Raw genomic sequence first — 22,212 nt, 5'->3', positions numbered from 1 at the left:
TCCGCCCGCACCCGGTCCCGTTGGCCGACCGGGACGTACGGTGGGATGCGGAGGCAGTGCGATGTACTTCACCGACCGGAAAGACGCGGGGCGGCAGCTGGCCGCCCGGCTCGGGACGATCCCCGACGCGGTGGTGGTGGGCCTGCCGCGTGGCGGCGTACCKGTGGCCGCCGAGGTGGCCAGGGCGCTCGGGGCCCCGCTGGACATCTGCGTGGTGCGCAAGCTCGGGGTGCCGCGCCAGCCGGAGCTGGGAATGGGCGCGATCGGCGAGGGCGGGGCCCGAGTGCTGAACGAGTACGTCCGCCAGGCGGCCCATGTGACGAACGCTCAGCTCGCTGCGGTGGAGCGCGACGAGCAGGCCGAGCTGGCCCGCCGGGCCGAGCGCTACCGGGGCGGGCGCGGGCGGACCGTGGTGGTGGTGGACGACGGGATCGCCACCGGCTTCACCGCCAAGGCCGCCTGCCGGATCGTCCGGCAGCGCGGCGCCGCCCGGGTGGTGCTGGCCGTCCCGGTAGCGCCGGCCGACTGGCGGGACGAGCTGCGCGGCGAGGCCGACCAGCTGGTCTGCGTGCACGAGCCCAGGGGGTTCATGGCCATCGGCGCGTTCTACGCGGACTTCGACCAGACCACGGACGCGGAGGTGCTGGACGCCCTACTCGGCTGACCGGACGCGACACAAGAGCCACCATCGCCGTTGGACAATCTGACCACCCCAGGCGGCCCGGTGCTGCTCAGCTTGTACACATTGAGCAGCGGATCATCCATCTGTTGCCCAATCACCCGGGCGGGAGCAAGCTCAGCGCACTGCAAGCCTCAACGTGGAGGAACCCATGACCGCCAACGCCGTTGAACTGACCCCCGAGGAGCTCGAGGCAGGCCTCGACGCGGAGCAGCTGCGCCGCCTGGTGGGTCTGGTCGAGCACGACGCTGCCGGTGACCCGTTCCCGGTCATCGCCCAGGACGCCATCGTCTTCGTGGTGGGCAACGCCACCCAGGCGGCCCAGTTCTACCAGGCCGTCTTCGGCATGGAGCTGGTCGCCTACTCCGGCCCCGAGACCGGCCGCCGGGACCGCAAGGCCTTCGTGCTGCGCTCCGGCTCCTGCCGCTTCGTGATCAAGGGCGGGGTCTCCCCGGACAGCCCGCTGCTGGACCACCACCGCCGCCACGGCGACGGTGTGGTCGACCTCGCACTGGAGGTCCCGGACGTGGACAAGTGCATCGCGCACGCCCGGGCCACCGGCGCCACCGTGCTGGAGGAGCCGAACGACGTCACCGACGAGCACGGCACCGTCCGCCGCGCCGCGATCGCCACCTACGGCGAGACCCGGCACACCCTGGTCGACCGCTCCCGCTACCACGGCCCCTACCTGCCCGGCTTCGTCACCGCGCAGACCCGGGTGCAGCGCCCGGAGGGCCACCCCAAGCGCCTGTTCCAGGCCCTGGACCACGCGGTGGGCAACGTCGAGCTCGGCAAGATGGACGAGTGGGTCGGCTTCTACAACCGGGTCATGGGCTTCGAGAACATGGCCGAGTTCGTCGGCGACGACATCGCCACCGAGTACTCGGCACTGATGAGCAAGGTGGTCGCCAGCGGCAACCACCGGGTGAAGTTCCCGCTGAACGAGCCCGCGATCGCCAAGAAGAAGTCGCAGATCGACGAGTACCTGGAGTTCTACGGCGGCCCCGGCTGCCAGCACCTGGCGCTGGCCACCAACGACATCCTGACCACGGTGGACATCCTGCGCTCCAACGGCGTGGAGTTCCTGAACACCCCGGACTCGTACTACGACGACCCGCTGCTGCGCGAGCGGATCGGCAAGGTCCGGGTCCCGGTCGAGGAGCTCAAGAAGCGCGGCATCCTGGTCGATCGTGATGAGGACGGCTACCTGCTGCAGATCTTCACCAAGCCGCAGGGCGACCGGCCGACGGTGTTCTTCGAGTTCATCGAGCGGCATGGTTCGCTGGGCTTCGGAAAGGGCAACTTCAAGGCCCTGTTCGAGTCCCTGGAGCGTGAGCAGGACAAGCGCGGCAACCTCTGAGACCGGCTCGGGAGGATCAGGACAATGGCGCACTACCGGCAGCTGGGCAGCATCCCGCCCAAGCGGCACACCCAGCACCGCACGCCTGAAGGCGGGCTGTACTACGAGGAGTTGATGGGCGAGGAGGGCTTCACCTCGGACTCCTCGCTGCTCTACCACCGGGGCATCCCGTCGGCGATCACGGCCGCCGTGCCGTGGGAGCTCCCCGATCAGCGCACCACCCCCAACCACCCGCTGATCCCCCGTCACCTGAAGCTGCACGAGCTGTTCCAGGGCGAGGAGTGGAAGGACACCGACGTGGTCGCCGGGCGGCGGCTGCTGCTCGGCAACGGTGACGTCCGGCTGTCCTACGTGGTGGCCGGGGCGCCGAGCGAGCTGTACCGCAACGGGCTCGGCGACGAGTGCGTGTACATCGAGTCCGGCAGCGCCGTCCTGGAGACGGTGTTCGGCTCGCTGGCGGTCGGCGAGGGTGACTACGTGATCATCCCCCGGGCCACCACGCACCGCTGGGTGCCGGGCCCGGACGCGCCGCTGCGCGCGTACTGCATCGAGGCGAACAGCCACATCACCCCGCCCAAGCGCTACCTCTCCCGGTTCGGCCAGCTGCTCGAGCACGCGCCGTACTGCGAGCGGGACATGCGGGGGCCGGTCGGCCCGCTGCTGGTCGAGCAGGGTGACGTGGACGTGCTGGTGAAGCACCGCGGTCCGAACGGCGTGGCCGGCACCAGGTACACGGTGCCGCACCACCCGTTCGACGTGGTCGGCTGGGACGGGTGCCTCTACCCGTACGCGCTGAACATCGCCGACTTCGAGCCGCTCACCGGCCGGATTCACCAGCCGCCGCCGGCCCACCAGATCTTCGAGGGCAACAACTTCGTGATCTGCAACTTCGTGCCGCGCAAGGTGGACTACCACCCGCTCTCCATCCCGGTGCCGTACTACCACTCGAACGTGGACAGCGACGAGGTGATGTTCTACTGCGGCGGCAACTACGAGGCCCGCAAGGGCTCCGGCATCGCCCAGGGCTCGATCTCGCTGCACCCCGGCGGCCACACCCACGGACCGCAGCCGGGCGCGTACGAGCGCTCGATCGGCGCCGAGTTCTTCGACGAACTCGCCGTCATGGTGGACACCTTCCGCCCGCTGGAGCTGGGCGAGGGCGCCGCCGCGAGCGAGGACGACAACTACGCCTGGACCTGGTCGGGCGGTCGGCGATGACCGTACCGCCGCTGTTCCGGGGGCTGTTCGACGACGCCGCGGTCTTCCCGCCCGGTGACCTGCCGCTGGCCGAGGCGGTGCCCGCGCACCTGGGGCACCGCTCGGCCTGGTACGCCGACGCGGTCGGCCCGTTCCTCTGCGGGGCCGGCCGGGCCGGTGAACTGGCCGCGCTGCGGCCGGAGTTCCCGGTCGCCCTGGTGCTGGCGCCGGGCGGCGAGTACGTCCCGCTGCCCGGACTGGACGTGGTGGGTGTCGAGGTAGCCGCCACGGTCGTGCCCCGACTGCCCGCCGGAGTGCCGGGATCCCTCGAACTCCCCTACGGCGAAGAGCTGTTCAAGCAGCTCGACCAGCTGGCCGGGACACCGCACCGGGCCAAGTTCCGCACCGGCGGGCTGACCGCCGACGCCTTCCCGACCGTGGCCGAGCTGGCCGCCGCGCTGACCGCCTGCGCGGAACTCGGCGTGCCGTACAAGTGCACGGCGGGTCTGCACAACGCCGTCCGGCACACCGACAAGGTGACCGGCTTCGAGCACCACGGCTTCCTCAACGTGCTGCTCGCCGCCGCCGATCCGGACCGGGCCGCCGAGGCACTGGCCGAGCGCTCCGGCGCCGTACTCGCCGACGCCGCACGGGAGTTGACCGACCACCAGGTGGCGTCCGCCCGCGCATCCTTCACCGCTTTCGGCACCTGCAGCATCGCGGAGCCGCTCACCGATCTGGCCGAACTCGGCCTACTCTCGCAGGAGATCCGTTGACCACCAGCTGGCTCGAGTCCGCGCAGGACTCCCCGTTCGGCCTGCACAACCTGCCGTACGGCGTCTTCAGCACCGCCGACCAGGAGGACCGGCGCCGGATCGGCGTGGCCGTCGGCGACTTCGTGCTGGACGCGGGCGCCGCCGCCCGCGCGGTCGGCGAACCCTCCGTCCTGCTGGACGCCGACACCCTCAACCCGCTGCTCGCGGCGGGCCGTCCGACCTGGACCTCGGTGCGGGCCGCCCTCACCCGCTGGCTCAGCGACGAGACCCACCGGGCCGCCGTCTCCCCGCACCTGTACCCGGTCGGCGAGGTCGCCCTGCACCTGCCCTTCGAGGTGGCCGACTACGTCGACTTCTTCGCCTCGGAGCACCACGCCACCAACCTGGGCAAGCTCTTCCGCCCCGGCACCGAACCGCTCTCCCCCAACTGGAAGCACCTGCCGATCGGTTACCACGGCCGGTCCGGCACGATCGTCGCCTCCGGCACCGAGATCGTCCGCCCGCACGGCCAGCGCAAGGCACCGAGCGAGCCGCTGCCCTCCTTCGGCCCGTGCCGACGCCTCGACATCGAGGCCGAGGTGGCCTTCGTGGTCGGCGCGGGCAGCGAGCTCGGCAAGCCGGTCGCGCTGGCCGACTTCCGCGAGCACGTCTTCGGCGTCTGCCTGCTCAACGACTGGTCCGCGCGCGACATCCAGGCCTGGGAGTACGTGCCGCTCGGCCCGTTCCTCGGCAAGTCCTTCGCCACCTCGCTGTCGCCCTGGGTGGTCCCGCTGGACGCGCTGGAGCACGCCCGGGTCAGCCCGCCGCCGCGCGACGTCGAGCTGCTGCCCTACCTGGACGACCAGGACAGCGAACCGTGGGGCCTGGACCTCGCCCTGACGGTCCGACTGAACGGCCACGTGATCTCCCGGCCGCCGTTCGCCTCGATGTACTGGACGGCCGCCCAGCAGCTCGCCCACCTGACCGCCAACGGCGCCTCGGTGCGCCCGGGCGACCTGTACGCCTCCGGCACCGTCAGCGGCCCGGAGGTGGAGACCCGGGGCGCGCTGATCGAGCTGACCTGGGGCGGCGAGAACCCGGTCAAGCTCCCGGACGGCACCACCCGCACCTTCCTGGAGGACGGTGACACCGTCACCATCACGGCCACTGCCCCGGGCCCGGACGGCACGCTGATCTCGTTCGGCGAGGTCACCGGGCGGATCGTGCCCTGACCTGCCGGCTTCCTGACTGCCCCGCCGCCCCGCTCCCGTCCGAGCGGGGCGGCGGTCCCGCGTCAGCGGGCCAGCGCCTCCTCGATCAGGTCCACCATCGCGGTCGGCGAGCGGACGGACGTCGCCCCGGCCTGCTCGGCCTCGGCCAGCAGTGTCAGGTTCCGGGTCTCCGAGTAGAGGATCACCGGCCCAGTGAATCCGCGCGCCCGGACGGCCCTGGTGCCGTCGATCCCGGCCCGCTTGTCGCTCTCCCGCCGCATGTCGGTGATCACCACGTGCGGCTGCCACCCCAGGCCGGCCAGCGCCTCGGCCGTGCTCTCGACCTGCCGGACCTCCGCCCCGGATCTCCGCAACAGCCCCGCCAGCTCGGCGTTGTTGCTCGGCACGTCGTCGACCCAGAGCACCCGCGCCCCGTGCAGGTTCAGCGGCGGGGCCCCCGCCAACGCCGGCGCGGCCGTCATGCCTAGCTGCGAGAACGCGGGCGGCCGGCCTTGCTCCAGCGGCATCCGCGGTCGGACCGGCTCCAGCGGTGCGATCCGTCGCAGCCAGCCCAGCAGGGCGTCGGCGTCCGGCAGTTGGGCCAGGTCCAGGATCAGCCGGACGAACCCCCGGTCGGCGGCCAGCAGCGGGTACTCCGGCGGCAGCGCCCGTTCCAGCTGCTCCAGGGCGGCCGGCCACTCCTCCGGCAGCCGCAGGTCCAGCCGGTCCGCCAGCACCACCAGCCGGGCCGCGGGCTCCGGGTCGAGACCGTCGCCACCCCGCCGGACCAGCCCGCGCACCTCGTAGTAGGTGACGAACTCGGCCACCCGGTCCGGACCGCCGGGCTGGACCAGCGCCCGGTGGAAGTCCGGGTACAGGTGCTGGAGCAGCACCGACCTGAGCAGTCCCTCCGCGCCGAACTCCTGCCACCCGACGTTGAGGTGGTACTCCATCACGAAACTGTTGATCAGCCGCTTGATCCGCCGGGGGTTGCGGCCCATCCGCTCCGCCAGCAGCACCTCCAGCGGCGGCGTCAGCAGCCCGGCCGTCCCGGACCGCTCGGCGTAGCTCCGGACCAGCCGGGCTGCCTGGGCCGGATCCATCGGCGGGATCCGGTAGTTGACCTGGACGATCTTCTGCAGGTAGTCCGCGCTGAGGGCCTGCCCCGAGGCCTCCGCCACGTCCGCGATCCGGCTCTGGTCGCAGCCCAGCACGAAGGCCAGGCCAGGCACGTCCAGGTAGACCTTGATCGCTTCGCAGACCGCCAGGATGGTCTCGTCCGAGCAGCGGTCCAGGTCGTCCACGAAGACCGCCAGCAGCCGCCGCTGGTCCCAACTGCCGGGCGCCGCGGCCCACTCGGTGGCCGACTGCGAGATCAGTTCGCGGATCTGGTTCCGGGCCGCCGCATCGGCGGCCATCCGCTCCCAGAGCTCGTCGACGATCCGGTCCACCCGGAACACCCCTGCCAGCAGGGTGACCCCCAGCCGCAGCCCCGCCAGCAGTGGGCCTCGGCGGCCGGTCCGGTACCAGACCCGGCGCAGCAGGCTGCGGTCGAACCGCTGGAGCACCGACTTGATGACGCCCTCCAGGGCGTCGGTGCCGTCCGCCGTCCAGGCGTTGAACCAGACGCACTCGACGCTGCGGTCCGCACTGAGCTCCGCCTCGATCTGGTGCATCAGACTGCTCTTGCCCATCCCCCAGTCCGCGTCGATCGCGATGGTGAACGGTGTCGCCGCCCGCGAGACCTGGATCAGCCTCGCCAGGTCCCGGGCCGCCCGCGCCGTCCCGAGCACGTCCTCGTCCCCGGCACCGTGCACCGGTTCGTCGTTGAGCAGTGAGAAGACCAACGCGCACACCCCCCTTGGTGATCAGCGGGCCAATCCTAGACGGGTACGGTGGCGGGGTTCTCCCGACAGACGTAAGCGAACGGAGTGGGCCCCGATGACGACGGATGTGGTGCTGGAGCAGGTCGGCCGGCTCGGCCGGATCACGCTGGACCGGCCCCGGGCGCTCAACGCGCTGACCCACGGGATGCTGCTGGCGATCGAGGCGCAGCTGACCGTCTGGGCGACCGACGACAGCGTGGCGGCCGTACTGCTGACCGGCGCCGGGGAGCGCGGGCTCTGCGCCGGGGCGGACATCCGGGCGCTGCACGACGACGCCAAGCTGGGCGGTGCGGACGCCCGGCAGTTCTTCCGGGACGAGTACCGGCTGAACCACCTGATCTCCCGCTACCCGAAGCCGTACGTCGCGGTGATGGACGGGATCACCATGGGCGGCGGGGTCGGCCTCTCGGCGCACGGCGGCGTCCGGGTGGTCACCGAACGCTCCACGGTGGCGATGCCGGAGACCCGGATCGGCCTGATGCCGGACGTCGGCGGCAGCCGGCTGCTGGCGCACGCCCCGGGCGAGCTCGGGACCCATCTGGGTCTGACCGCTGCGGCGATGGGCCCGGGCGACGCCCTGCTCTGCGGTTTCGCCGACCACTTCGTCCCGGTGGCCGCGCTGGCCGACTTCACCGCAGCACTGACCGGGTCGGCCCCGGCCGAGGCGCTGGCGCGGTACGCCACCGAGGCGCCGGAGGCCGCGCTCGGGGGAGAGCGGGAGTGGATCGACGCCTGCTACGCGGCCGACACGGTGGAGGAGATCCTGGCCCGGCTGGACGCAGCAGGGATCACCGCGGCCAAGGAGGCCGCCGAGCAGATCAGGGCCAAGTCACCGACCTCGCTCAAGGTCACCCTGGCCGCGCTGCGCCGGGCCCGGACGCACCGCACGCTGGCCGAGACCCTGGACCAGGAGTTCCGGATCTCCTGCGCCGCGCTGGACGCCCCCGACCTGGTCGAGGGCATCCGCGCGCAGGTGGTCGACAAGGACCGCAACCCGCACTGGTCCCCCGCCACCCTGGCCGAGGTGACGGACCGCCAGGTGGCGGCGTTCTTCGCCGACCTGGGCGACCGCGAGCTCGGCCTGTCCCGCTGAGCGGTGGTCAGGCCGTCACCTTCGCGACGAACGCCGCGAGGTTCGCCAGGGTCCGTTCGGACTTCTCCTCCAGCGTGAGCGACTCGTGCAGCCGGGCGCCGGCCCCGGCGTCCCGCTTGCCGCGGACGTACAGCGAGCAGGCCAGGTCGGTGCACATGTAGGCGCCCACCGAGTTGCCCTGCTGCCCGGCCTTGCCGGCCAGCGGGGCCACCATCAGCGAGACGCCACCGCTGTGCGTGGTCAGGCACAGCGAGCACATGCTCCGGCGGGCCTGCCCGACCCCGCCGGTCGACAGGCGCAGTGCGACTCCGGTCAGCCGGCCGTCCAACTCGGCTACCGCATAGGCCCGTTCGGGCGCCTGAGGGTCACGCCAGCCCAGGAAGTCGAGGTCCTCCCAGGGCAGCTCGGGCAGCCCGCGCGGCACGTTCAGGCGCTTGGCCTCGCCCTTGGTGCAGTTCACGAACGCGGCCCGGATCTCTTGCTCAGTCAACGGCTTCATGGGAGAGACGCTAAGATACCTAGGAGTATTAGGCAAATAATTAATCAACCAAGTGAAACGGAGTGATGGCCATGGCAAGAGTCGGGCTGACCAAGGAACGGCTGACCCTGGCCGGAGCCGAGCTCGCGGACGAGGTCGGCTTCGACAAGGTGACCGTCTCGGCGCTCGCCCGCCGGTTCGGGGTCAAGGACGCCAGCCTGTACTCGCACGTCCGGAACTCCCAGGACCTGAAGACCCGGATCGCCCTGCTCGCCCTGGCCGAACTCGCCGACCGGGTCGCCGCCGCACTGGCCGGCCGGTCCGGCAAGGACGCGCTCGCCGCATTCGCGGACGCCTACCGCGACTACGCCCGGGAGCACCCCGGCCGGTACGCCGCCGCCCAGCTCGAACTCGACGCCGAGACCGCGCTGGCCAGCGCGGCCGGCAAGCACTCCGCGATGACCCGGGCCATCCTGCGCGGCTACGACCTGGCCGAGCCGGACCAGACCGACGCGATCCGCCTGCTGGGCAGCACCTTCCACGGCTACGTCACCCTGGAGCAGGCCGGTGCCTTCGGCCACACCGCCCGCGACTCGCAGACCAGCTGGACCCGCATCCTGGACGCCCTGGACGCCCTGCTCCGCAACTGGCCGACCACCTGACCGACCCGCCTGACCAGCCGTTGCCCGGTGCGCCCCGGAGCGCTTGACTGGAAGGTGTCGGCACCGACTTCGCACGGAGGAGTGCGCACCCATGACCAGCGGCCACTCCGTCCCGGGCAAGGCCAGCTTCGCCGAGGCCTACGAGCAGCCCGACCCGCGCGGGTACTTCCGCGCCCTGGGCCCGTACGAGTACGTCACGCCGCACCACGCCCAGCGGGTGTTCCGGCTGCTCACCGCCGCCCGGGAGCCGCGCACGGTGGTGGACCTGTGCTGCTCGTACGGGATCAACGCGGCTCTGCTCAACCACCAGTTGACCCTGGCGGAGCTGTACCACCGGTACACCGATCGGGCCCTGGACGACCTCTCCACCCCCGAACTCTCGCTCCGCGACCGGCAGTTCTACGCCGCCCGGCGCCGCCCGGAGGCGGTCCCGGTGGTCGGCGTGGACGTGGCGAGCGGACCGGTCGAGTACGCCCGCAGGGCCGGGCTGCTGGCCGCCGGGTTCGCCGAGAACCTGGAGCGCACCGCCCCCTCCCCCGCCCTGCGGGCCACCGTCGCCGACGCCGGACTGGTCACCGTCACCGGCGGCGTCGGCTACGTCTCGGCCCAGAGCTTCGACCGCCTGCTGGCCTGCGTCGACACCCCGCCCTGGGTGGCCGCCTTCGTACTGCGCGCCGTCCCGTACGGACCGATCGCCGAGGTGCTGGCCGAGTACGGACTGGTCACCGAGCGGCTCGCCCGGACCTTCCGGCAGCGCCGCTTCACCGGCATCGAGGAGCGAGCCGGCGTCCTGAGCGCAGTGCTCGACGCGGGCCTCGACCCGGCGGGGCTGGAGAGCGAGGGCTGGTTCCACGCCGAGCTGTACGTCTCCCGACCCGCTCCCCAGGTCCAGGCCCGCCCGCTGGCCACCCTGCTGCGCGCCGACACGTGATCATCGTCTCGGATCGCGAGACTGGCGCCCGGGTGGGTCGGTCGGAGATGGTGTCCCTCGTCACGGAACTCAAGTACCGAGGGAGTCAACGGCGATGACCGAGTACCAGACGATCCTGGTGGAGCAGAAGGGCCGGGTCGGGCTGATCACGCTCAACCGGCCGGAGGCGCTGAACGCGCTGAACAACCAGCTGATGCGCGAGGTGGTGGCGGCGGCGACCGCCTTCGACCGCGATCCTTCGATCGGTGCGCTGGTGATCACCGGCTCGGAGAAGGCGTTCGCGGCCGGGGCCGACATCAAGGAGATGCAGGGCAACGCCTTTCCCCAGGTCTACCTGGACGACTGGCTCGGGCCCTGGGACGAGCTGGGCCGGCTGCGCAAGCCGGTGGTCGCCGCGGTCGCGGGCTTCGCGCTGGGCGGCGGCTGCGAGTTGGCGATGCTCTGCGACATCCTGATCGCCGCCGACACCGCGAAGTTCGGCCAGCCGGAGATCAAGCTCGGGGTGATCCCCGGCATCGGCGGCTCGCAGCGGCTGACCCGGGCGGTCGGCAAGGCCAAGGCGATGGACCTCTGTCTGACCGGGCGGATGATGGGCGCCGAGGAGGCCGAGCGGGCCGGCCTGGTCTCCCGCATCGTCCCCGCCGCCGACCTCCTCACCGAGGCGATGGCCACCGCCGAGACGGTGGCGGCGATGTCCGCCCCGGCGGCCGTGATGATGAAGGAGAGCGTCAACCGGGCCTTCGAGACCACCCTCGCCGAGGGCGTCCGGTTCGAACGCCGCCTGTTCCACGCCGTCTTCGCCACCGCCGACCAGAAGGAGGGCATGGCCGCCTTCGCCGAGAAGCGCAAGCCGTCCTTCGAGAACCGCTAGCCTGTCCGGCCCGGCTGATGTCACGTCAGCCGGGCCCGGCCACTCAGTCCTGGATCCGGCGCCAGGGCCGGTCCTGCTCCAGCTCGAAGGCCAGCTCCAGCAGTACTTGCTCCCCGCCGTGCGGGGCCAGCAGGTGCACCCCGATCGGCCGGCCGTCGTCGGTCTCGCCGGTCGGCAGCGAGATGGCGGGCGCACCGGTCACGTTGTTCACCGGGGTGAAGGCGACGTACCGGCGCAGCCGTTCGATCAGCTCCTCGAACGGCACGTTCGGGCTCAAGTGGCCGATCGCCGGCGCGACATGGCCGAGCACCGGGCTGAGGATCACGTCGTACGCCTCGAACATTCCGGCGTACGTCCGCTCCGCCTGCCGCAGCCGCCGCAGCACGCCCGGGGTCCGCAGGAACTCGCGCCGGTAGCTGCGGCGCAGCCCCAGCGTGAGGCCGTCCAACTTGCGGGCCTGGAACCCCCGGTCGAGCACCAGTTTGCCGGTGGCGGCGATCAGGAACGCGAGGTAGCCCCAGTACAGGGTGAAGTCATGGGCGAACTGCTCGCCGAACGGCAGCGCGGTCGGCTCGACCCGGTGCCCGAGACCCTCCAGCCGGGCCGCCGTCTGCTCCACCGCGCGCCGGGTCTGCTCGTCGGTGACCGCGAGCGGCGAGTCCAGCACCAGTCCGATCCGCAGCGGCCGGCCGCCCGGGCCTGCCACCAGGCCCAGCGGTGGCAACGCCGGGTTGCGGTACTGCTGTTCGGCCGCCGCGAAGAAGGCGGCGGTGTCCCGGACCGTCCGGGTCAGCACGCCGTCCGTGATCAGGTCGATCGGCAGTCGGCGGCTCTGCTCGTTGGCCACCAGCCGGCCCCGGGTCGGCTTCAGGCCGACCAGTCCGCAGCAGGCTGCCGGGATCCGGATCGAGCCGCCGCCGTCGTTGGCGTGCGCGATCGGCACCACCCCGGCGGCCACCAGCGCGGCGGCGCCGCCGGAGGAGGCGCCCGGCGAGTGCGAGGGCCGCCAGGGGTTGCGCACCGGCTCGGCGGCGGCGTACTCGGTGGAGGCGTTCAGGCCGAACTCGGGTAGCCGGGTCTTGCCCAGCACGGTCAGCCCGGTGCCGAGCAGCTGGTCCGCGAAGCCCGCCGTCAAGGCCGCGCTGCCCTGCCCGGTCGGCATACCGCGCAGGTCGACGTTGTCCTTCAGGAAGGTGGGCACCCCGGCCAGCGCGGCATCTGCACCGTCCCGCCCCGCCCGGGGGCTGCCGTACGCCTCGAACGCCACCGGTGCCAGCCGCCCGTCCACCAGGCGGGCCCGCTCGACGGCGGCGCTCGCCAGCTCCCGGGCACTGACCTCACCGGCCCGCACCGCGGCCGCCAGCGCCACCGCGTCGTGCTCGCCCAACGCGTCGTCCCCGAACGCGTGCACCCGCTCGCCCGTCATCCGAACTCCCCTGTCCTACCGGCCAGTAGTCTCGCGAGCTCAGCAGCATAGGGCCTGCCCGGCCATTCGCGTCAGCCCGCGTCAGCCCGCCGCCTGGTCGGTGTTCAGCCGGGCCAGGCCGCTGCGGGTGGCGGCCACCAGGATGTGGTCGCCCTCGCTCAGCGGCCGGGCCCGGTCGGGGTAGTTCCACTGGTACTCGTCGGGCAGCCGGGCCAGCCGGACGGCCACCACCCGGACGCCACCGGGCTCCTCCAGGTCGTGCACGCTGCGGCCGACCAGGCCGGAGCCCGGCTCCGCCGTCAGCTCGGCGACCAGCAGCACCCGGCGGTACACCGAGAGCGTCCCGAGCACCTCACGGCCCATCAGGGCGGAGGCGAAGCCGGGCGCGGAGAGGTACGACATCGAGCGCGAGACGACGTTGCCGAGCGTCGCGTACACCTGGTGCGCGAAGTCGTCGTCGAACAGCCGCAGGATCATCCGGACCTCGGGCTGCAGCGCCCTGGCCTCCAGCGCCACCTCCAGGTTGGCCGCGTCGTCCCTGGTCACCGAGACCACCGCGCGGGCGTGCTGGGCCCTGGCCCGGACCAGCTGCCCGGCCAACGGGCCGTCACCGACCAGCACCGGTACGCCCAGTGCCCGCATCGCCGCCACGCCCCTGGCCTGCGGGTCACGCTCGATGCAGACCACCGGCACCCCGGACTCCCGCACCATGCCAGCCACCCGGGTGCCGAGGTGGTTCAGCCCGACCACCACCACGTGGTCCCTGGTGCCCGCGCCGGGTGCCCGGGGCAGGCCGCGGCGTCCGCTGGCCAGCGCCTCCACCGCGATCGCGGTGGCCACCGGCACGAAGGTGATGCCGCAGAAGGTGATCACCACCTGGGCGATCCGCTGCCAGCCGCCGCCGGGCATGGTCTGCCCGGGCTGGTCCGGGCTGGCCGCGCCCGCCATGTCCAGCAGGGTGTAGTAGAGCGCCCAGCCCAGGTGCCCGGTGGAGTACCAGATCACCGCGCCGCTGAGCAGCACCGCCACCATCGCGATGGTGAGCAGCAGCCGTAACCGGGCGCTGGTGAAGAACCGCAGGGTGTCCACCAGCCACCAGCGCAGCCTGCTCCACCAGGGGATCCGCAGCGGCGGCTCCTCGGTGAGCGCCTGGAGGGCGGCGATCCCGCCGCGCTGCTCGTGCTCCTCCAGCGACCTCGGCCCGATCTCCCCCTCGTCGCCGAACCGGCGGGCCAGCGCGATGAACTCGGCCGCCCGCCCCGCGGTCTGCGGCAGCAGCCGCATCCGCCCCAGGTCCTGTGGGTCGATCCGGTCAGCGACCACGCAGAGCTGGTTGTCCTGGATCTCGCCGTCGTACGCCACGTAGAGGTACCGGCTGCCCACCCGGACCGAGTTGGGCCGGTCCAGCGCGCCGTTGGCGAAGGCGGGCGCGGCGGTGGCCGAGCCGGAGAGCGCCGCGCAGTTCGGCAGCAGCCGCTCCAGGTGCTCGCCGAGGCGGTGGTTGAACATCCGCAGCACGATCCGGATCCCGGGGTTGCGGTTCGCGGCGGCCAGCGCGGCGTGGATGTTCCCCTCGTCGGTGCCGTCCACCAGCGCGATGCCGCCCGCCGTCTCCACCCCGCAGGCCCGCAGCGCCTCGGCCGAGACGGTCGCGTACTCGTGTACGGCGGACAGGCCGGGTATCTGGCTGATCTGCGGCCCGTGACCCTGGGTCAGATCCGGCACCAGGGCGACCACCGGGACCTCGTACTGCTCGATCAGCTCCCGGATCAACCGATGGGCGAGCGCGTTGCCGCCGCACACGACGTAGTGACTCACCGGCCCCCCGACCATGCTGCTCCGCAGTCCTTTGACCTCGATCATATCGAGCGGGGTGTCCACCGGGTGTCGGCAGGGCGACTGATGGGCCATCAGTTCGTATCCCCCGAACGGCCGCTCCCACCCGGCGGGGCCGCTGCCGGACCGGGAGAGTGGGGATGATCAACACCACTGCCCGTCAGGAGACGCCATGACCAACCCGCACGACCCCAACGTCCCACCGCCGCTGGAGGGCCAGGTGATGGAGGGTCCGATCCAGCGGCTCGCGCACGCCGCCTGGCAGGCGCTGCTCGGGGCGGGCATCGCCTCGCTGATCCTCGGCGTGATCGTCTTCGTCTGGCCGAAGCAGACCCTGTTCGTGGTCGGCGTGCTGTTCGGCCTCTACCTGCTGATCATCGGCATCGTCCAGCTGGTCGCCTCGTTCGGCACCCACGCCTCGACCGCGATGCGGGTGCTGGCCTTCATCAGCGGCGCGATCTGCGTGCTGCTGGGGCTGCTCTGCTTCCGCAGTGCCGCGCAGTCGGTGCTGCTGCTGGCGATCTGGATCGGCATCGGCTGGCTGTTCCGGGGCATCACCCAGATCGCGGCGGCCGCCTCCGACCCGGCGATGCCCGCCCGGGGCTGGCAGTTCTTCGGCGGTTCGGTCAGCACCGTGGCCGGGGTCCTGCTGATGGTCTGGCCGGCCCACTCGGTCACCGCGCTGACCATCCTGGCCGGCTGCAGCCTGCTGGTGCTCGGCGTCATCGAGATCGCCACCGCCCTGCAGGTCCGCCACCGGGCCAAGGAGCTCCCGATCGGGGTCTGAGCCGGGGCCGGTCAGGCCGTTGCGGTCGCCCCGGCCACCAGCAGGAGCAGCACCGCCGAGACAGCCGTCAGCCGCCGGGCGGCGGTCGGCGTACCCGCCAGCGAGCCGCCGAACCGGGCCGCCGTCACGGCGACCGCACCGTACACGGCCGCGCAGCAGAGCACGTTCAGACTGCCGAGCGCGAGCACCTGCCCGCCGACCGGCATCCCGCTGCCCGGCTCGACGAACTGCGGCACCAGCGACAGGTAGAGCAGCAGCCCCTTCGGGTTGAGCAGCGCGGTCAGCATGCTCTGCCGCAGCACGGTGCCGGTGGACTGCGCGGGCGCGGGCGACAGCCGACCCCCCGTCCGGCGCAGGCCGATCAGCATGGTGACGGCCAGCACTGCCAGGTACGCCGCGCCGGCCCAGCGCAGCGCGGGCAGCACGGCGGGCACCGCCCGGAGCGCGGCGGCGAGACCGGCGGAGGAGAGCACGGTGTGCACCGCGTACCCGGCGCAGACCCCGGCCACCGCGAGCAGGCCGGCCCGGCGGCCCTGGCCGAGGCCGCGCGCGGCGACGTAGAGCCAGTCGGGCCCGGGGGTGAGGACGAGCAGCAGATCCACGCCGAGGAAGAGCAGCAGGGTGTGCGGTGCCATGGTGCGGTGGGGCTCCTCGGTGGGATCGGGCCGTCGATCTCCGAAGGTAGGCGGAACGCCCCGGCAGCCGATGGCCACTTCGTGCTCGTCAGGGCGGCGGAATGGCACAATATTGCGCTATGGACCGAATTGACCGCAGAATCCTGCACGAGCTCCAGCAGGACGGCCGCCTGACCAACGCCGAGCTCGCCGCCCGGGTGGACCTGACTCCGTCCCCGTGCCTGCGCCGGGTCCGGCAGCTGGAGCAGGACGGGGTGATCCGCGGCTACCGCGCCCTGCTCGACGGGGCGGCGCTGGACCGGGGCTTCCAGCCCTTCGTGACCATCGTGATGCGGCACGAGGACAAAGCGACGGTGGCCGCCTTCGAGCGCCAGGTCGCCGAGCTGCCCGAGGTGGTCGAGGCGCACCGCCTGTTCGGCGACCCGGACTACCTGCTGCGGATCGCGGTGGCGGACATCGCGGCGTACGAGCGGTTCATCACCGACGTGCTCTCCGGGCTGCCCGGGATCGCCCAGGTGAACTCGCACCTGACGATGAAGCAGGTGAAGGCCGATCAGGGGCTGCCGACGGGCATCGTCCGGTCCCGCTAAGACCGGTCGGTCTAAAGCAGGGTCGGCCGGAAGTGCGAGACGGTCGGCGGGTGCTCCAGGTAGCCGAGCTCGCCCTCCGCCCAGACCGGCCTGATCCGCCACATCGGCCCGGCGTACGCCCGCACCGCCGCCTCGTCCCGCCAGCGGGTCAGCAGCAGCACCCGGTGGTCCTGCTCGGTCGCCGACCTGAGCAGTTCGGCGCCCTCGAATCCGTCGGTCTCCCGCAGCGCGGGGAGCACCTCGTCGCACAGTTTGGCGCAGAACTCGTCCACCCGTCGGGGCGCCACCTGCGCCTCCCAGATCCGGACGATCATTTCGACCACCTCCGAGCCCACTGCCTCCAGTATCCGTTCGGCCGCACGCCGATTGCCGGGCCCGGCCGCCACCCGGAGATTGGAGACAGCACGGCCGAGCCCGGCCGGGCAATCCCCGCTGAGAGACGGAGCTTCCCCATGGCGGTCTGCGCGACCTGCGGTAACGACTACTGGCTGTCCTTCGAGATCAAGACGGTCACCGGCGACACCTACGCCTTCGACAGCTTCGAGTGCGCGATGGAGAAGCTGGCGCCGCGCTGCGAGTACTGCGAGGTCCGGATCGTCGGCCACGGCGTCGAGGTCTCCGGCAAGTTCTTCTGCTGCGCCAACTGCGCCCGCCGCGACGGCGGCCTGGGCGAGCAGATCCGCGACGCGGTCGGCACTCACCCGGGCGTCACGTCCGGGCGTGCGAAGTGATGTCGGCGGTGAAGTCCTCGATCATCGCGGGTGTGACGGTCGGGCGGCACTGGTCGATCGCCGTCAGGTAGTCCCCGGTGGTGGCACCCGCCGGACCGTCGCCCGCCAGGTCGCGTTCGAAGGCGGCCTGGGCCGCGCTCCGGGCGGCGTGCTCGATGTCGGCCGGGGTGAACAGCTCGCTCTGCTGCACCAGCAGGTCCAGCTCGACCCCGGCCCGGCCCTCGGCGTACCGGGCCCAGATCGCCTCGCGGGCCACCGGGTCGGGCGTGCCGATCGGGATCAGGTAGTCGAACCGGCCGTGCCGCAGGAAGGCCGGGTCGAGCGAGCGGATCGAGTTGGTCGCGCAGACCAGCAGCCGCTCCTCGCCCTCCCGGAAGCCGGGGATCAGCTTGAGCAGTTCGTTGGTCACCCCGTGCAGCCCCGACTGCGCCCCCTCGCCCCGGACCGGCGCGATCTCCTCCACCTCGTCGATGAAGACCAGCACCCGCTCCAGCTCGGCGATCCGCCCGAAGGCCGTCCGCATCGCCGCCGCGAGATTGCCCTCGTCGGCCAGCCGGGACGGCAGCAGCTCGACGAACGGCCAGCCCAGCCGGGAGGCCACCGCCCGGGCGAAGGTGGTCTTGCCGGTGCCGGGCGGCCCGAACAGCGCGATCGCCCGGGGCGGCCGCACCCCGTGCCGGGCCGCCCGCTCCGGCTCGGCCAGCGGCTGCACCACCCGACGCTCGATCAGGTCCTTCTCGGCCGCCATCCCGGCCACCTTGCCCCACAGGTCACCGGGCAGCAGCCGGCCACCCAGCTCCTCCAGCGCGTTGCCGCCGGGCCCGGTCGGCTCGGCCTTCTCGAAGTACGCGACGGCCGGCCGCCTGGTGTACCCGGCGTTGCGCAGGCCCTCGCCGAGCAGCTCCTCCTCCGGCAGCACGTACGCGATCCGGCGCACCCGCCGCTCGAGCAGCCGCCGCTCCAGCTCCCGCAGCAGCCCGCTGGCCAGCCCCCGGCCGCGCCAGGCGGGGGCGATCGCGATCCGCATCACCCAGGCCCGGTCCCCCGCCAGGTGCGCCAGCGCCGCCCCGATCGGCACGCCCCGGCTGACCGCCACCACGGCGGGCTGACGGGAGGTCAGCGCCGTGATGCACTCGGCCAGCGAGTACACCGACTCCTGGCCCAGCTCGGCCGTGGTGTCGATCAGGTGCACCACCGCGGCCAGGTCGTCCTCGCGGTAGTCGTGAATCAGCCACTCGTTCATGCCCCGGAACGCTAGGGCCACTCCCCGGCAGCCGGTCCCCGCCGGAACGGACAAGCGGCGCCGCGAAACCGTACGCGCCGCCGCTTGTCGCTCCGCTACAGCTCCAGCTCGGCGACCGTCTGGCCGCCGCTCTGCTCACCGGTGGGCCGGAAGCCGAGGCCGAGGTAGAAGCCCTCCGGGCCGTGCTCGCCCGGGTGCCAGGTGACGGTCAGTCGGGTGCCGCCGCGGCGGCGGATCTCCTCGGCCACCGCGTGCACCGCGAACTTCCCGTAGCCGTGGCCCTGTTCGCCGGCGGCGATGTTGAGCCGCCACAGGCCGGAGCGGATGTCGGTCCCCCGGCCGTCCCCGAGCCAGTCGATGTCGAGGAAGGCCATCACGAAACCGACCACCCGCTCGCCGTCGACGATCGCGCGCGGCCAGGCCACCCCCGGGTGCACGTACGCCTCGGCGAGCGACTTGACCACCGGGCTGACCGCGACCTCCTGCTCGGGGTGCACCTGCACACCGAGTACGGCGTCCAGGTTGTCGGCGGTGACCGGTACGAGGCGGGGTGAAGTCGTCATGCCGGGCACCGTAATCGAACTGATCAGCTGGACGGAACCCGGTATCCGAAGCGCAGGGCCTTGACCCGGTTGTCGAAGTTGGAGTGGATCAGCTCGGGCTCGCCGATCGAGTGGATGTCGGGGAGGCGGGTGAGGAGCTCCCGGAACAGCACCTTCATCTCCTGGCGGGCCAGGTAGGCACCGAGGCAGAAGTGCGGGCCGCCGCCGCCGAAGCCGAGGTGCGGGTTGGGCGTGCGGGTGATGTCGAAGGCGTCCGGGTCGGTGAAGACCGCCTCGTCCCGGTTGGCGGAGCCGAAGAACAGGACCACCTTCTCGCCCTTGGCGAGGTGGGTGCCGTTCAGCTCGTGGTCGGCGGCGACGGTGCGGCGGAACTGGATGATCGGGGTGGAGTGCCGGACCATCTCCTCGACCGCGCCGCCGAGGTGGGTGTCCAGGTCGGTGAGCAACAGCTCCCGCTGGTCCGGGTGTTCGGTGAGCAGGTGCAGGCCGTGGGCGAGCGCGTTGCGGGTGGTCTCCACCCCGGCGACCAGCAGCAGGGAGAAGAAGGCGCCCAGCTCACGGGAGTTGAGTCGGCGGCCGTCCACGTCGGCGGTGACCAACGCGGAGATCAGGTCGTCGGTCGGGCGGCGACGGCGCTCCCGGCCGAGGGCGGCGATCGAGCCCTGCATCCGGGCCAGCGCCCGAAGTCCCTTGCCGGGGATACGGATACGGCTGCGGGCCACGCCGGTGTTCTCCGAGGCGTGGTTGATCTGGGCCAGGATCCGGTTCCGCTGCGGCTCCGGGATGCCCATCATGTTGCAGATCACCCGATAGGGCAGTTCGGCGGCGACCGCGCCGACGAAGTCGGTGGGGCGGCGGGCGATCACCTCGTCCACCAACTCCCGGGCCACCGCCCGGATGTCGTCCTCGACCTTGGCGATCAGACGCGGGGTGAAGGCCCGGGAGACGATCCGGCGCAGGTCTGCGTGCCGGGGGTCGTCCAGGTTGACCATCGAGTCGCCGAACAGGGTCCGTACCCAGCGCGCCGGTTCGGGCGTGGTGACGCCGGGGCCGCTGATGAACACCTCGGGCGTCCGGCTGGCGGCGACCACGTCGGCGTGCCGGACCAGCGCGTGGAAGCCCTTGCCGGTGCGCAGGTCGGTGAAGTACACCGGGCCGCCGAGGGTACGCAGTCGGGCGAAGGCGGCGGCTCTCTCCGGCAGCGGGAGCCGCCAGAACTCCGGGTCCGCCAGGTCGATGCCGGTGGGAATTCCCAGGTCCGTCCGCCGCGAACCGATATCCGCCGTTGCACTCATGTCGGCAGTTATCGTGCAGGTTCGGACGGAATGTCAAATTCCCACCGGTATCTCATATTTACTTACTGGTGCGGCAATTCCGCTTCTTCTTCGTCCTCCTCCGGCTGCTGCTCCACCGGCGCCAGGTCGCGTGCCAGCAGGGTGGCGCCAGCGACCGCACCGGGCATCGCCAGCACAGTGACGAACGGCACCAGCATCAGCAGCATCAGCGGCATCCCGAACCCGAGCGCCAGCCCGAGCCGCCCGCGCAGCATCCGCAGCCGCTCCCGCTGCGGGACACCGCGCCGCTGGAGACCGACGGCGGTCAGCTCGGCCGCCATGAAGTAGCCGGAGACGGCGAGCGCGACCACCGGCACCACGGTCTGGCCGACCACCGGAATGAACCCGCAGAGGAAGAGCACGATCCCGAACGCCAGCACCCGGACCAGCACGTACAAGCTGTCCCGGGCCGAGATCACCAGCTCCTGCCAGAGCGCGAGCTCCGGCTTCGCCGGGGCGCCGCCCTCGGTCTCGTCCACCTGCTCGCAGAGCGACTCGTAGAACGGCTGCCCGATCAGCAGCGTCACCGCCGTGAAGGTCACCGCCGAGAGCCCCACCCCCGCACCGACCAGGGCCACCAGCACCGCGCCCCGGACCAGGCCCTGCCAGGGTGAACCCCAGTCGTCGGCGAACGGGGTGGCCCAGTCGGCCACGTCCCCCGACCAGACCACCAGGGCGGCCAGCGCCGCCACGTACCCGACCAGGGCGATCAGCGCCGGGATCATCCCGAAGCCCCACCAACGCCCGTGCCGCGCCACCCACTTCTGACCCTTGACCAGGTAGCCGATCCCCGCCACAAAATCTCGCATGCGGGAAGCCTACGATCCGGGGTCGGCTGCTCGTTGACCAGGACCGGCCGGGCTGCCTCAGTCCTTCAGGGTGATGCGGATGCCGATGGTGCCGCGGTCGCCTCGGCGGAGCTTGCTGCCGAGCAGGGTGACCACGCCGAGCAGGCCGTACTTGCGGCGCAGCAACGTCCGGTAGGCGGCGGTCTGTTCGGGGGTGAGGAGTTCGGCGGTGGCGGGGGCGGAGTCGCCGGTGGACTTGCCGCGCACGTCGCAGGGGCCGACCAGGACGTCCGCGCGGTTGCGGATGCGCTTGACCTTCCAGGAGTCGGTGACCGTCCAGACGCCGAGGGCGTTGCCGTCGCGCACCACCCAGACCGGGGTGGGGACGGGGGTGCCGTCCTTCTTGTACGTGGTCAGCAGCAGGTAGCTCCCGGCGGCCAGGCTGCGGAGACGTTCGAGCTGCTCGGGGGAGGCGTCCATGGCGGAAGTGTACGGGCTCCGGTCGGTGCGTAATTGGCCCAAGGAAGTGATGATCAAATGCACCGAACTGATGGGCCGTCGGCTCGGTAGGTTAGGAGATGTCAAGACAAGCACAGCAGTTCGAGGGGAACGCACCATGTCCAACGCTCACGATGTCGTCCTGGTCCGTGCCGCCGATGCCGAGGTTCTGGCGGACGCACCGGGCAGCCTGATCACCCTGTTGGCCGACTCCGCGCAGACCGGCGGCAAGGTCACCAGCAACCGGGCGACGTTCGAGAAGGGCGCGATCGGCGCTCCCCCGCACTTCCACACCCGGGCCACCGAGTTCTTCTTCGGCCTGGAGGGGCAGTTGGACGTCCTGATCGGCGACCGGATCGAGACCCTCAGCCGCGGCGACTTCCTCGCGGTGCCGCCCGGCACCCCGCACGCGTTCGCCCCGGCCGCCGACTCGACCGCCGACGTGCTGGTGGTCTTCACCCCCGGGATGGACCGCTTCGACTACTACCGCCTGCTCGACCGGGTGAACAAGGGCGAGGCGAGCGTGCAGGAGATCCGGGAGTCCGGGCAGCACTTCGACAACCACTACTTCGAGAGCCCGGTCTGGGCCGAGCGCGCGGGCCGCTGACCTCCGGACACCGAGGCGCCCCCGGACCGATCGGTCCGGGGGCGCCTCGGT

General features: G+C 72.1%; 23 protein-coding genes and 1 pseudogene. 13 read left to right on the top strand and 11 right to left on the bottom strand.

The features are described from left to right. Positions 1-61 precede the first annotated feature (61 nt). From ASC99_RS34060 to fahA, 5 genes and pseudogenes are all read left to right on the top strand, one after another. Positions 62-655, top strand: a pseudogene (locus ASC99_RS34060) (phosphoribosyltransferase); the annotation flags it as partial. Positions 656-902: 247 nt separating this feature from the next. After that, the gene (hppD, locus tag ASC99_RS34055; protein ID WP_369824411.1) at positions 903-2,039 is read left to right on the top strand and encodes a 4-hydroxyphenylpyruvate dioxygenase; all 1,137 of its coding nucleotides are present in this window, start codon (positions 903-905) and stop codon (positions 2,037-2,039) included. A gap of 24 nt (positions 2,040-2,063) precedes the next feature. Next, the gene (locus tag ASC99_RS34050; RefSeq protein WP_057239447.1) at positions 2,064-3,257 is read left to right on the top strand and encodes a homogentisate 1,2-dioxygenase; all 1,194 of its coding nucleotides are present in this window, start codon (positions 2,064-2,066) and stop codon (positions 3,255-3,257) included. Continuing rightward, positions 3,254-4,012 carry a hypothetical protein gene (locus ASC99_RS34045; protein ID WP_057239445.1) on the top strand — a complete coding sequence of 253 codons (759 nt, stop codon included), beginning with the start codon at positions 3,254-3,256 and terminating at the stop codon, positions 4,010-4,012. Before ASC99_RS34050 ends, ASC99_RS34045 begins: the two co-directional genes overlap by 4 nt. Beyond that, the gene (fahA, locus tag ASC99_RS34040) at positions 4,009-5,223 is read left to right on the top strand and encodes a fumarylacetoacetase (protein ID WP_057239443.1); all 1,215 of its coding nucleotides are present in this window, start codon (positions 4,009-4,011) and stop codon (positions 5,221-5,223) included. The genes ASC99_RS34045 and fahA overlap by 4 nt, the downstream gene beginning before the upstream one ends. 62 nt (positions 5,224-5,285) lie before the next feature. On the opposite strand, the gene ASC99_RS34035 is transcribed toward fahA, so the two are convergent. Further along, positions 5,286-7,049 carry a P-loop NTPase fold protein gene (locus tag ASC99_RS34035; RefSeq protein ID WP_057239442.1) on the bottom strand — a complete coding sequence of 588 codons (1,764 nt, stop codon included), beginning with the start codon at positions 7,047-7,049 and terminating at the stop codon, positions 5,286-5,288. 94 nt (positions 7,050-7,143) lie between these two features. Between ASC99_RS34035 and ASC99_RS34030 the strand changes: the two genes are divergently transcribed. Then, positions 7,144-8,181: an enoyl-CoA hydratase/isomerase family protein gene (locus ASC99_RS34030; RefSeq protein ID WP_057239441.1), complete on the top strand. Its 1,038-nt coding sequence runs from the start codon at positions 7,144-7,146 to the stop codon at positions 8,179-8,181. A 7-nt stretch (positions 8,182-8,188) separates the two neighbouring features. Here ASC99_RS34030 and ASC99_RS34025 read toward each other — a convergent pair whose 3' ends face one another. Further along, complete coding sequence (locus tag ASC99_RS34025; protein WP_057239439.1) at positions 8,189-8,680, bottom strand: FBP domain-containing protein; 492 nt, start codon at positions 8,678-8,680, stop codon at positions 8,189-8,191. A gap of 71 nt (positions 8,681-8,751) precedes the next feature. Here ASC99_RS34025 and ASC99_RS34020 point away from each other — a divergent pair, with 71 nt between their 5' ends. From ASC99_RS34020 to ASC99_RS34010, 3 genes are all read left to right on the top strand, one after another. Further along, entirely contained in the window at positions 8,752-9,321 is a 570-nt protein-coding gene (locus ASC99_RS34020; protein WP_057239429.1) for a TetR/AcrR family transcriptional regulator, read from the top strand. A 91-nt stretch (positions 9,322-9,412) separates the two neighbouring features. Beyond that, positions 9,413-10,252, top strand: coding sequence for a hypothetical protein (locus tag ASC99_RS34015; protein WP_057239428.1), 840 nt, complete (start codon positions 9,413-9,415; stop codon positions 10,250-10,252). A 94-nt stretch (positions 10,253-10,346) separates the two neighbouring features. Further along, entirely contained in the window at positions 10,347-11,123 is a 777-nt protein-coding gene (locus ASC99_RS34010; protein WP_057239427.1) for an enoyl-CoA hydratase, read from the top strand. Between the two features lie 43 nt (positions 11,124-11,166). On the opposite strand, the gene ASC99_RS34005 is transcribed toward ASC99_RS34010, so the two are convergent. Both ASC99_RS34005 and ASC99_RS34000 read right to left on the bottom strand, forming a co-directional pair. Next, a complete protein-coding gene (locus tag ASC99_RS34005) occupies positions 11,167-12,549 on the bottom strand; it encodes an amidase (protein ID WP_057239426.1) in 1,383 nt (460 codons plus the stop codon). Positions 12,550-12,630: 81 nt separating this feature from the next. Continuing rightward, complete coding sequence (locus tag ASC99_RS34000) at positions 12,631-14,367, bottom strand: NAD(P)-binding protein (protein ID WP_162257956.1); 1,737 nt, start codon at positions 14,365-14,367, stop codon at positions 12,631-12,633. Between the two features lie 190 nt (positions 14,368-14,557). Between ASC99_RS34000 and ASC99_RS33995 the strand changes: the two genes are divergently transcribed. Continuing rightward, positions 14,558-15,172, top strand: a complete 615-nt coding sequence (locus ASC99_RS33995) for an HdeD family acid-resistance protein (protein WP_057239423.1) — start codon at positions 14,558-14,560, stop codon at positions 15,170-15,172. 11 nt (positions 15,173-15,183) lie between these two features. On the opposite strand, the gene ASC99_RS33990 is transcribed toward ASC99_RS33995, so the two are convergent. Continuing rightward, entirely contained in the window at positions 15,184-15,807 is a 624-nt protein-coding gene (locus tag ASC99_RS33990) for a LysE family translocator (RefSeq protein WP_057239421.1), read from the bottom strand. Positions 15,808-15,926: 119 nt separating this feature from the next. Here ASC99_RS33990 and ASC99_RS33985 point away from each other — a divergent pair, with 119 nt between their 5' ends. Next, complete coding sequence (locus ASC99_RS33985; protein WP_057239419.1) at positions 15,927-16,397, top strand: Lrp/AsnC family transcriptional regulator; 471 nt, start codon at positions 15,927-15,929, stop codon at positions 16,395-16,397. A gap of 11 nt (positions 16,398-16,408) precedes the next feature. Here ASC99_RS33985 and ASC99_RS33980 read toward each other — a convergent pair whose 3' ends face one another. Continuing rightward, positions 16,409-16,711 carry an antibiotic biosynthesis monooxygenase gene (locus tag ASC99_RS33980; protein WP_157531930.1) on the bottom strand — a complete coding sequence of 101 codons (303 nt, stop codon included), beginning with the start codon at positions 16,709-16,711 and terminating at the stop codon, positions 16,409-16,411. Positions 16,712-16,849: 138 nt separating this feature from the next. Between ASC99_RS33980 and ASC99_RS33975 the strand changes: the two genes are divergently transcribed. Next, the gene (locus tag ASC99_RS33975) at positions 16,850-17,128 is read left to right on the top strand and encodes a hypothetical protein (RefSeq protein ID WP_057239415.1); all 279 of its coding nucleotides are present in this window, start codon (positions 16,850-16,852) and stop codon (positions 17,126-17,128) included. On the opposite strand, the gene ASC99_RS33970 is transcribed toward ASC99_RS33975, so the two are convergent. The 5 genes from ASC99_RS33970 to ASC99_RS33950 all read right to left on the bottom strand — a co-directional run bounded on the left by ASC99_RS33970 (position 17,106) and on the right by ASC99_RS33950 (position 21,536). Beyond that, positions 17,106-18,371, bottom strand: coding sequence for an ATP-binding protein (locus tag ASC99_RS33970; RefSeq protein ID WP_057239413.1), 1,266 nt, complete (start codon positions 18,369-18,371; stop codon positions 17,106-17,108). The two genes, ASC99_RS33975 and ASC99_RS33970, sit on opposite strands and share 23 nt — an antisense overlap. Positions 18,372-18,466: 95 nt before the next feature. Further along, positions 18,467-18,934, bottom strand: coding sequence for a GNAT family N-acetyltransferase (locus tag ASC99_RS33965; protein WP_057239412.1), 468 nt, complete (start codon positions 18,932-18,934; stop codon positions 18,467-18,469). 23 nt (positions 18,935-18,957) lie between these two features. Further along, positions 18,958-20,229, bottom strand: a complete 1,272-nt coding sequence (locus ASC99_RS33960; protein WP_057239410.1) for a cytochrome P450 — start codon at positions 20,227-20,229, stop codon at positions 18,958-18,960. 62 nt (positions 20,230-20,291) lie between these two features. Beyond that, the gene (locus tag ASC99_RS33955; RefSeq protein ID WP_057239408.1) at positions 20,292-21,077 is read right to left on the bottom strand and encodes an EI24 domain-containing protein; all 786 of its coding nucleotides are present in this window, start codon (positions 21,075-21,077) and stop codon (positions 20,292-20,294) included. 57 nt (positions 21,078-21,134) lie between these two features. Beyond that, positions 21,135-21,536, bottom strand: coding sequence for a PPOX class F420-dependent oxidoreductase (locus tag ASC99_RS33950; RefSeq protein WP_057239406.1), 402 nt, complete (start codon positions 21,534-21,536; stop codon positions 21,135-21,137). Positions 21,537-21,672: 136 nt separating this feature from the next. Between ASC99_RS33950 and ASC99_RS33945 the strand changes: the two genes are divergently transcribed. Then, positions 21,673-22,161, top strand: a complete 489-nt coding sequence (locus ASC99_RS33945; RefSeq protein WP_057239405.1) for a cupin domain-containing protein — start codon at positions 21,673-21,675, stop codon at positions 22,159-22,161. Positions 22,162-22,212 lie beyond the last annotated feature (51 nt).

Source organism: Kitasatospora sp. Root107 (assembly GCF_001424875.1).
In the GTDB taxonomy this organism is placed as follows: domain Bacteria; phylum Actinomycetota; class Actinomycetes; order Streptomycetales; family Streptomycetaceae; genus Kitasatospora.
This window is presented reverse-complemented; position numbering and strand designations above follow the sequence as displayed.

Bases quoted from the DNA above. Each gene is read 5' to 3' on its own strand.
- ASC99_RS34050 (WP_057239447.1), top strand. From the start codon at position 2,064: ATGGCGCACTACCGGCAGCTGGGCAGCATCCCGCCCAAGCGGCACACC.
- ASC99_RS34045 (WP_057239445.1), top strand. From the start codon at position 3,254: ATGACCGTACCGCCGCTGTTCCGGGGGCTGTTCGACGACGCCGCGGTC.
- ASC99_RS34030 (WP_057239441.1), top strand. From the start codon at position 7,144: ATGACGACGGATGTGGTGCTGGAGCAGGTCGGCCGGCTCGGCCGGATC.
- ASC99_RS33985 (WP_057239419.1), top strand. From the start codon at position 15,927: ATGGACCGAATTGACCGCAGAATCCTGCACGAGCTCCAGCAGGACGGC.
- ASC99_RS34005 (WP_057239426.1), bottom strand. From the start codon at position 12,549: ATGACGGGCGAGCGGGTGCACGCGTTCGGGGACGACGCGTTGGGCGAG.
- ASC99_RS34015 (WP_057239428.1), top strand. From the start codon at position 9,413: ATGACCAGCGGCCACTCCGTCCCGGGCAAGGCCAGCTTCGCCGAGGCC.
- ASC99_RS34010 (WP_057239427.1), top strand. From the start codon at position 10,347: ATGACCGAGTACCAGACGATCCTGGTGGAGCAGAAGGGCCGGGTCGGG.
- ASC99_RS34020 (WP_057239429.1), top strand. From the start codon at position 8,752: ATGGCAAGAGTCGGGCTGACCAAGGAACGGCTGACCCTGGCCGGAGCC.
- ASC99_RS33950 (WP_057239406.1), bottom strand. From the start codon at position 21,536: ATGGACGCCTCCCCCGAGCAGCTCGAACGTCTCCGCAGCCTGGCCGCC.
- ASC99_RS33980 (WP_157531930.1), bottom strand. From the start codon at position 16,711: ATGATCGTCCGGATCTGGGAGGCGCAGGTGGCGCCCCGACGGGTGGAC.
- ASC99_RS33995 (WP_057239423.1), top strand. From the start codon at position 14,558: ATGACCAACCCGCACGACCCCAACGTCCCACCGCCGCTGGAGGGCCAG.
- ASC99_RS33945 (WP_057239405.1), top strand. From the start codon at position 21,673: ATGTCCAACGCTCACGATGTCGTCCTGGTCCGTGCCGCCGATGCCGAG.
- ASC99_RS33990 (WP_057239421.1), bottom strand. From the start codon at position 15,807: ATGGCACCGCACACCCTGCTGCTCTTCCTCGGCGTGGATCTGCTGCTC.
- ASC99_RS34025 (WP_057239439.1), bottom strand. From the start codon at position 8,680: ATGAAGCCGTTGACTGAGCAAGAGATCCGGGCCGCGTTCGTGAACTGC.
- ASC99_RS33960 (WP_057239410.1), bottom strand. From the start codon at position 20,229: ATGAGTGCAACGGCGGATATCGGTTCGCGGCGGACGGACCTGGGAATT.
- ASC99_RS33975 (WP_057239415.1), top strand. From the start codon at position 16,850: ATGGCGGTCTGCGCGACCTGCGGTAACGACTACTGGCTGTCCTTCGAG.
- ASC99_RS33955 (WP_057239408.1), bottom strand. From the start codon at position 21,077: ATGCGAGATTTTGTGGCGGGGATCGGCTACCTGGTCAAGGGTCAGAAG.
- ASC99_RS33965 (WP_057239412.1), bottom strand. From the start codon at position 18,934: ATGACGACTTCACCCCGCCTCGTACCGGTCACCGCCGACAACCTGGAC.
- ASC99_RS33970 (WP_057239413.1), bottom strand. From the start codon at position 18,371: ATGAACGAGTGGCTGATTCACGACTACCGCGAGGACGACCTGGCCGCG.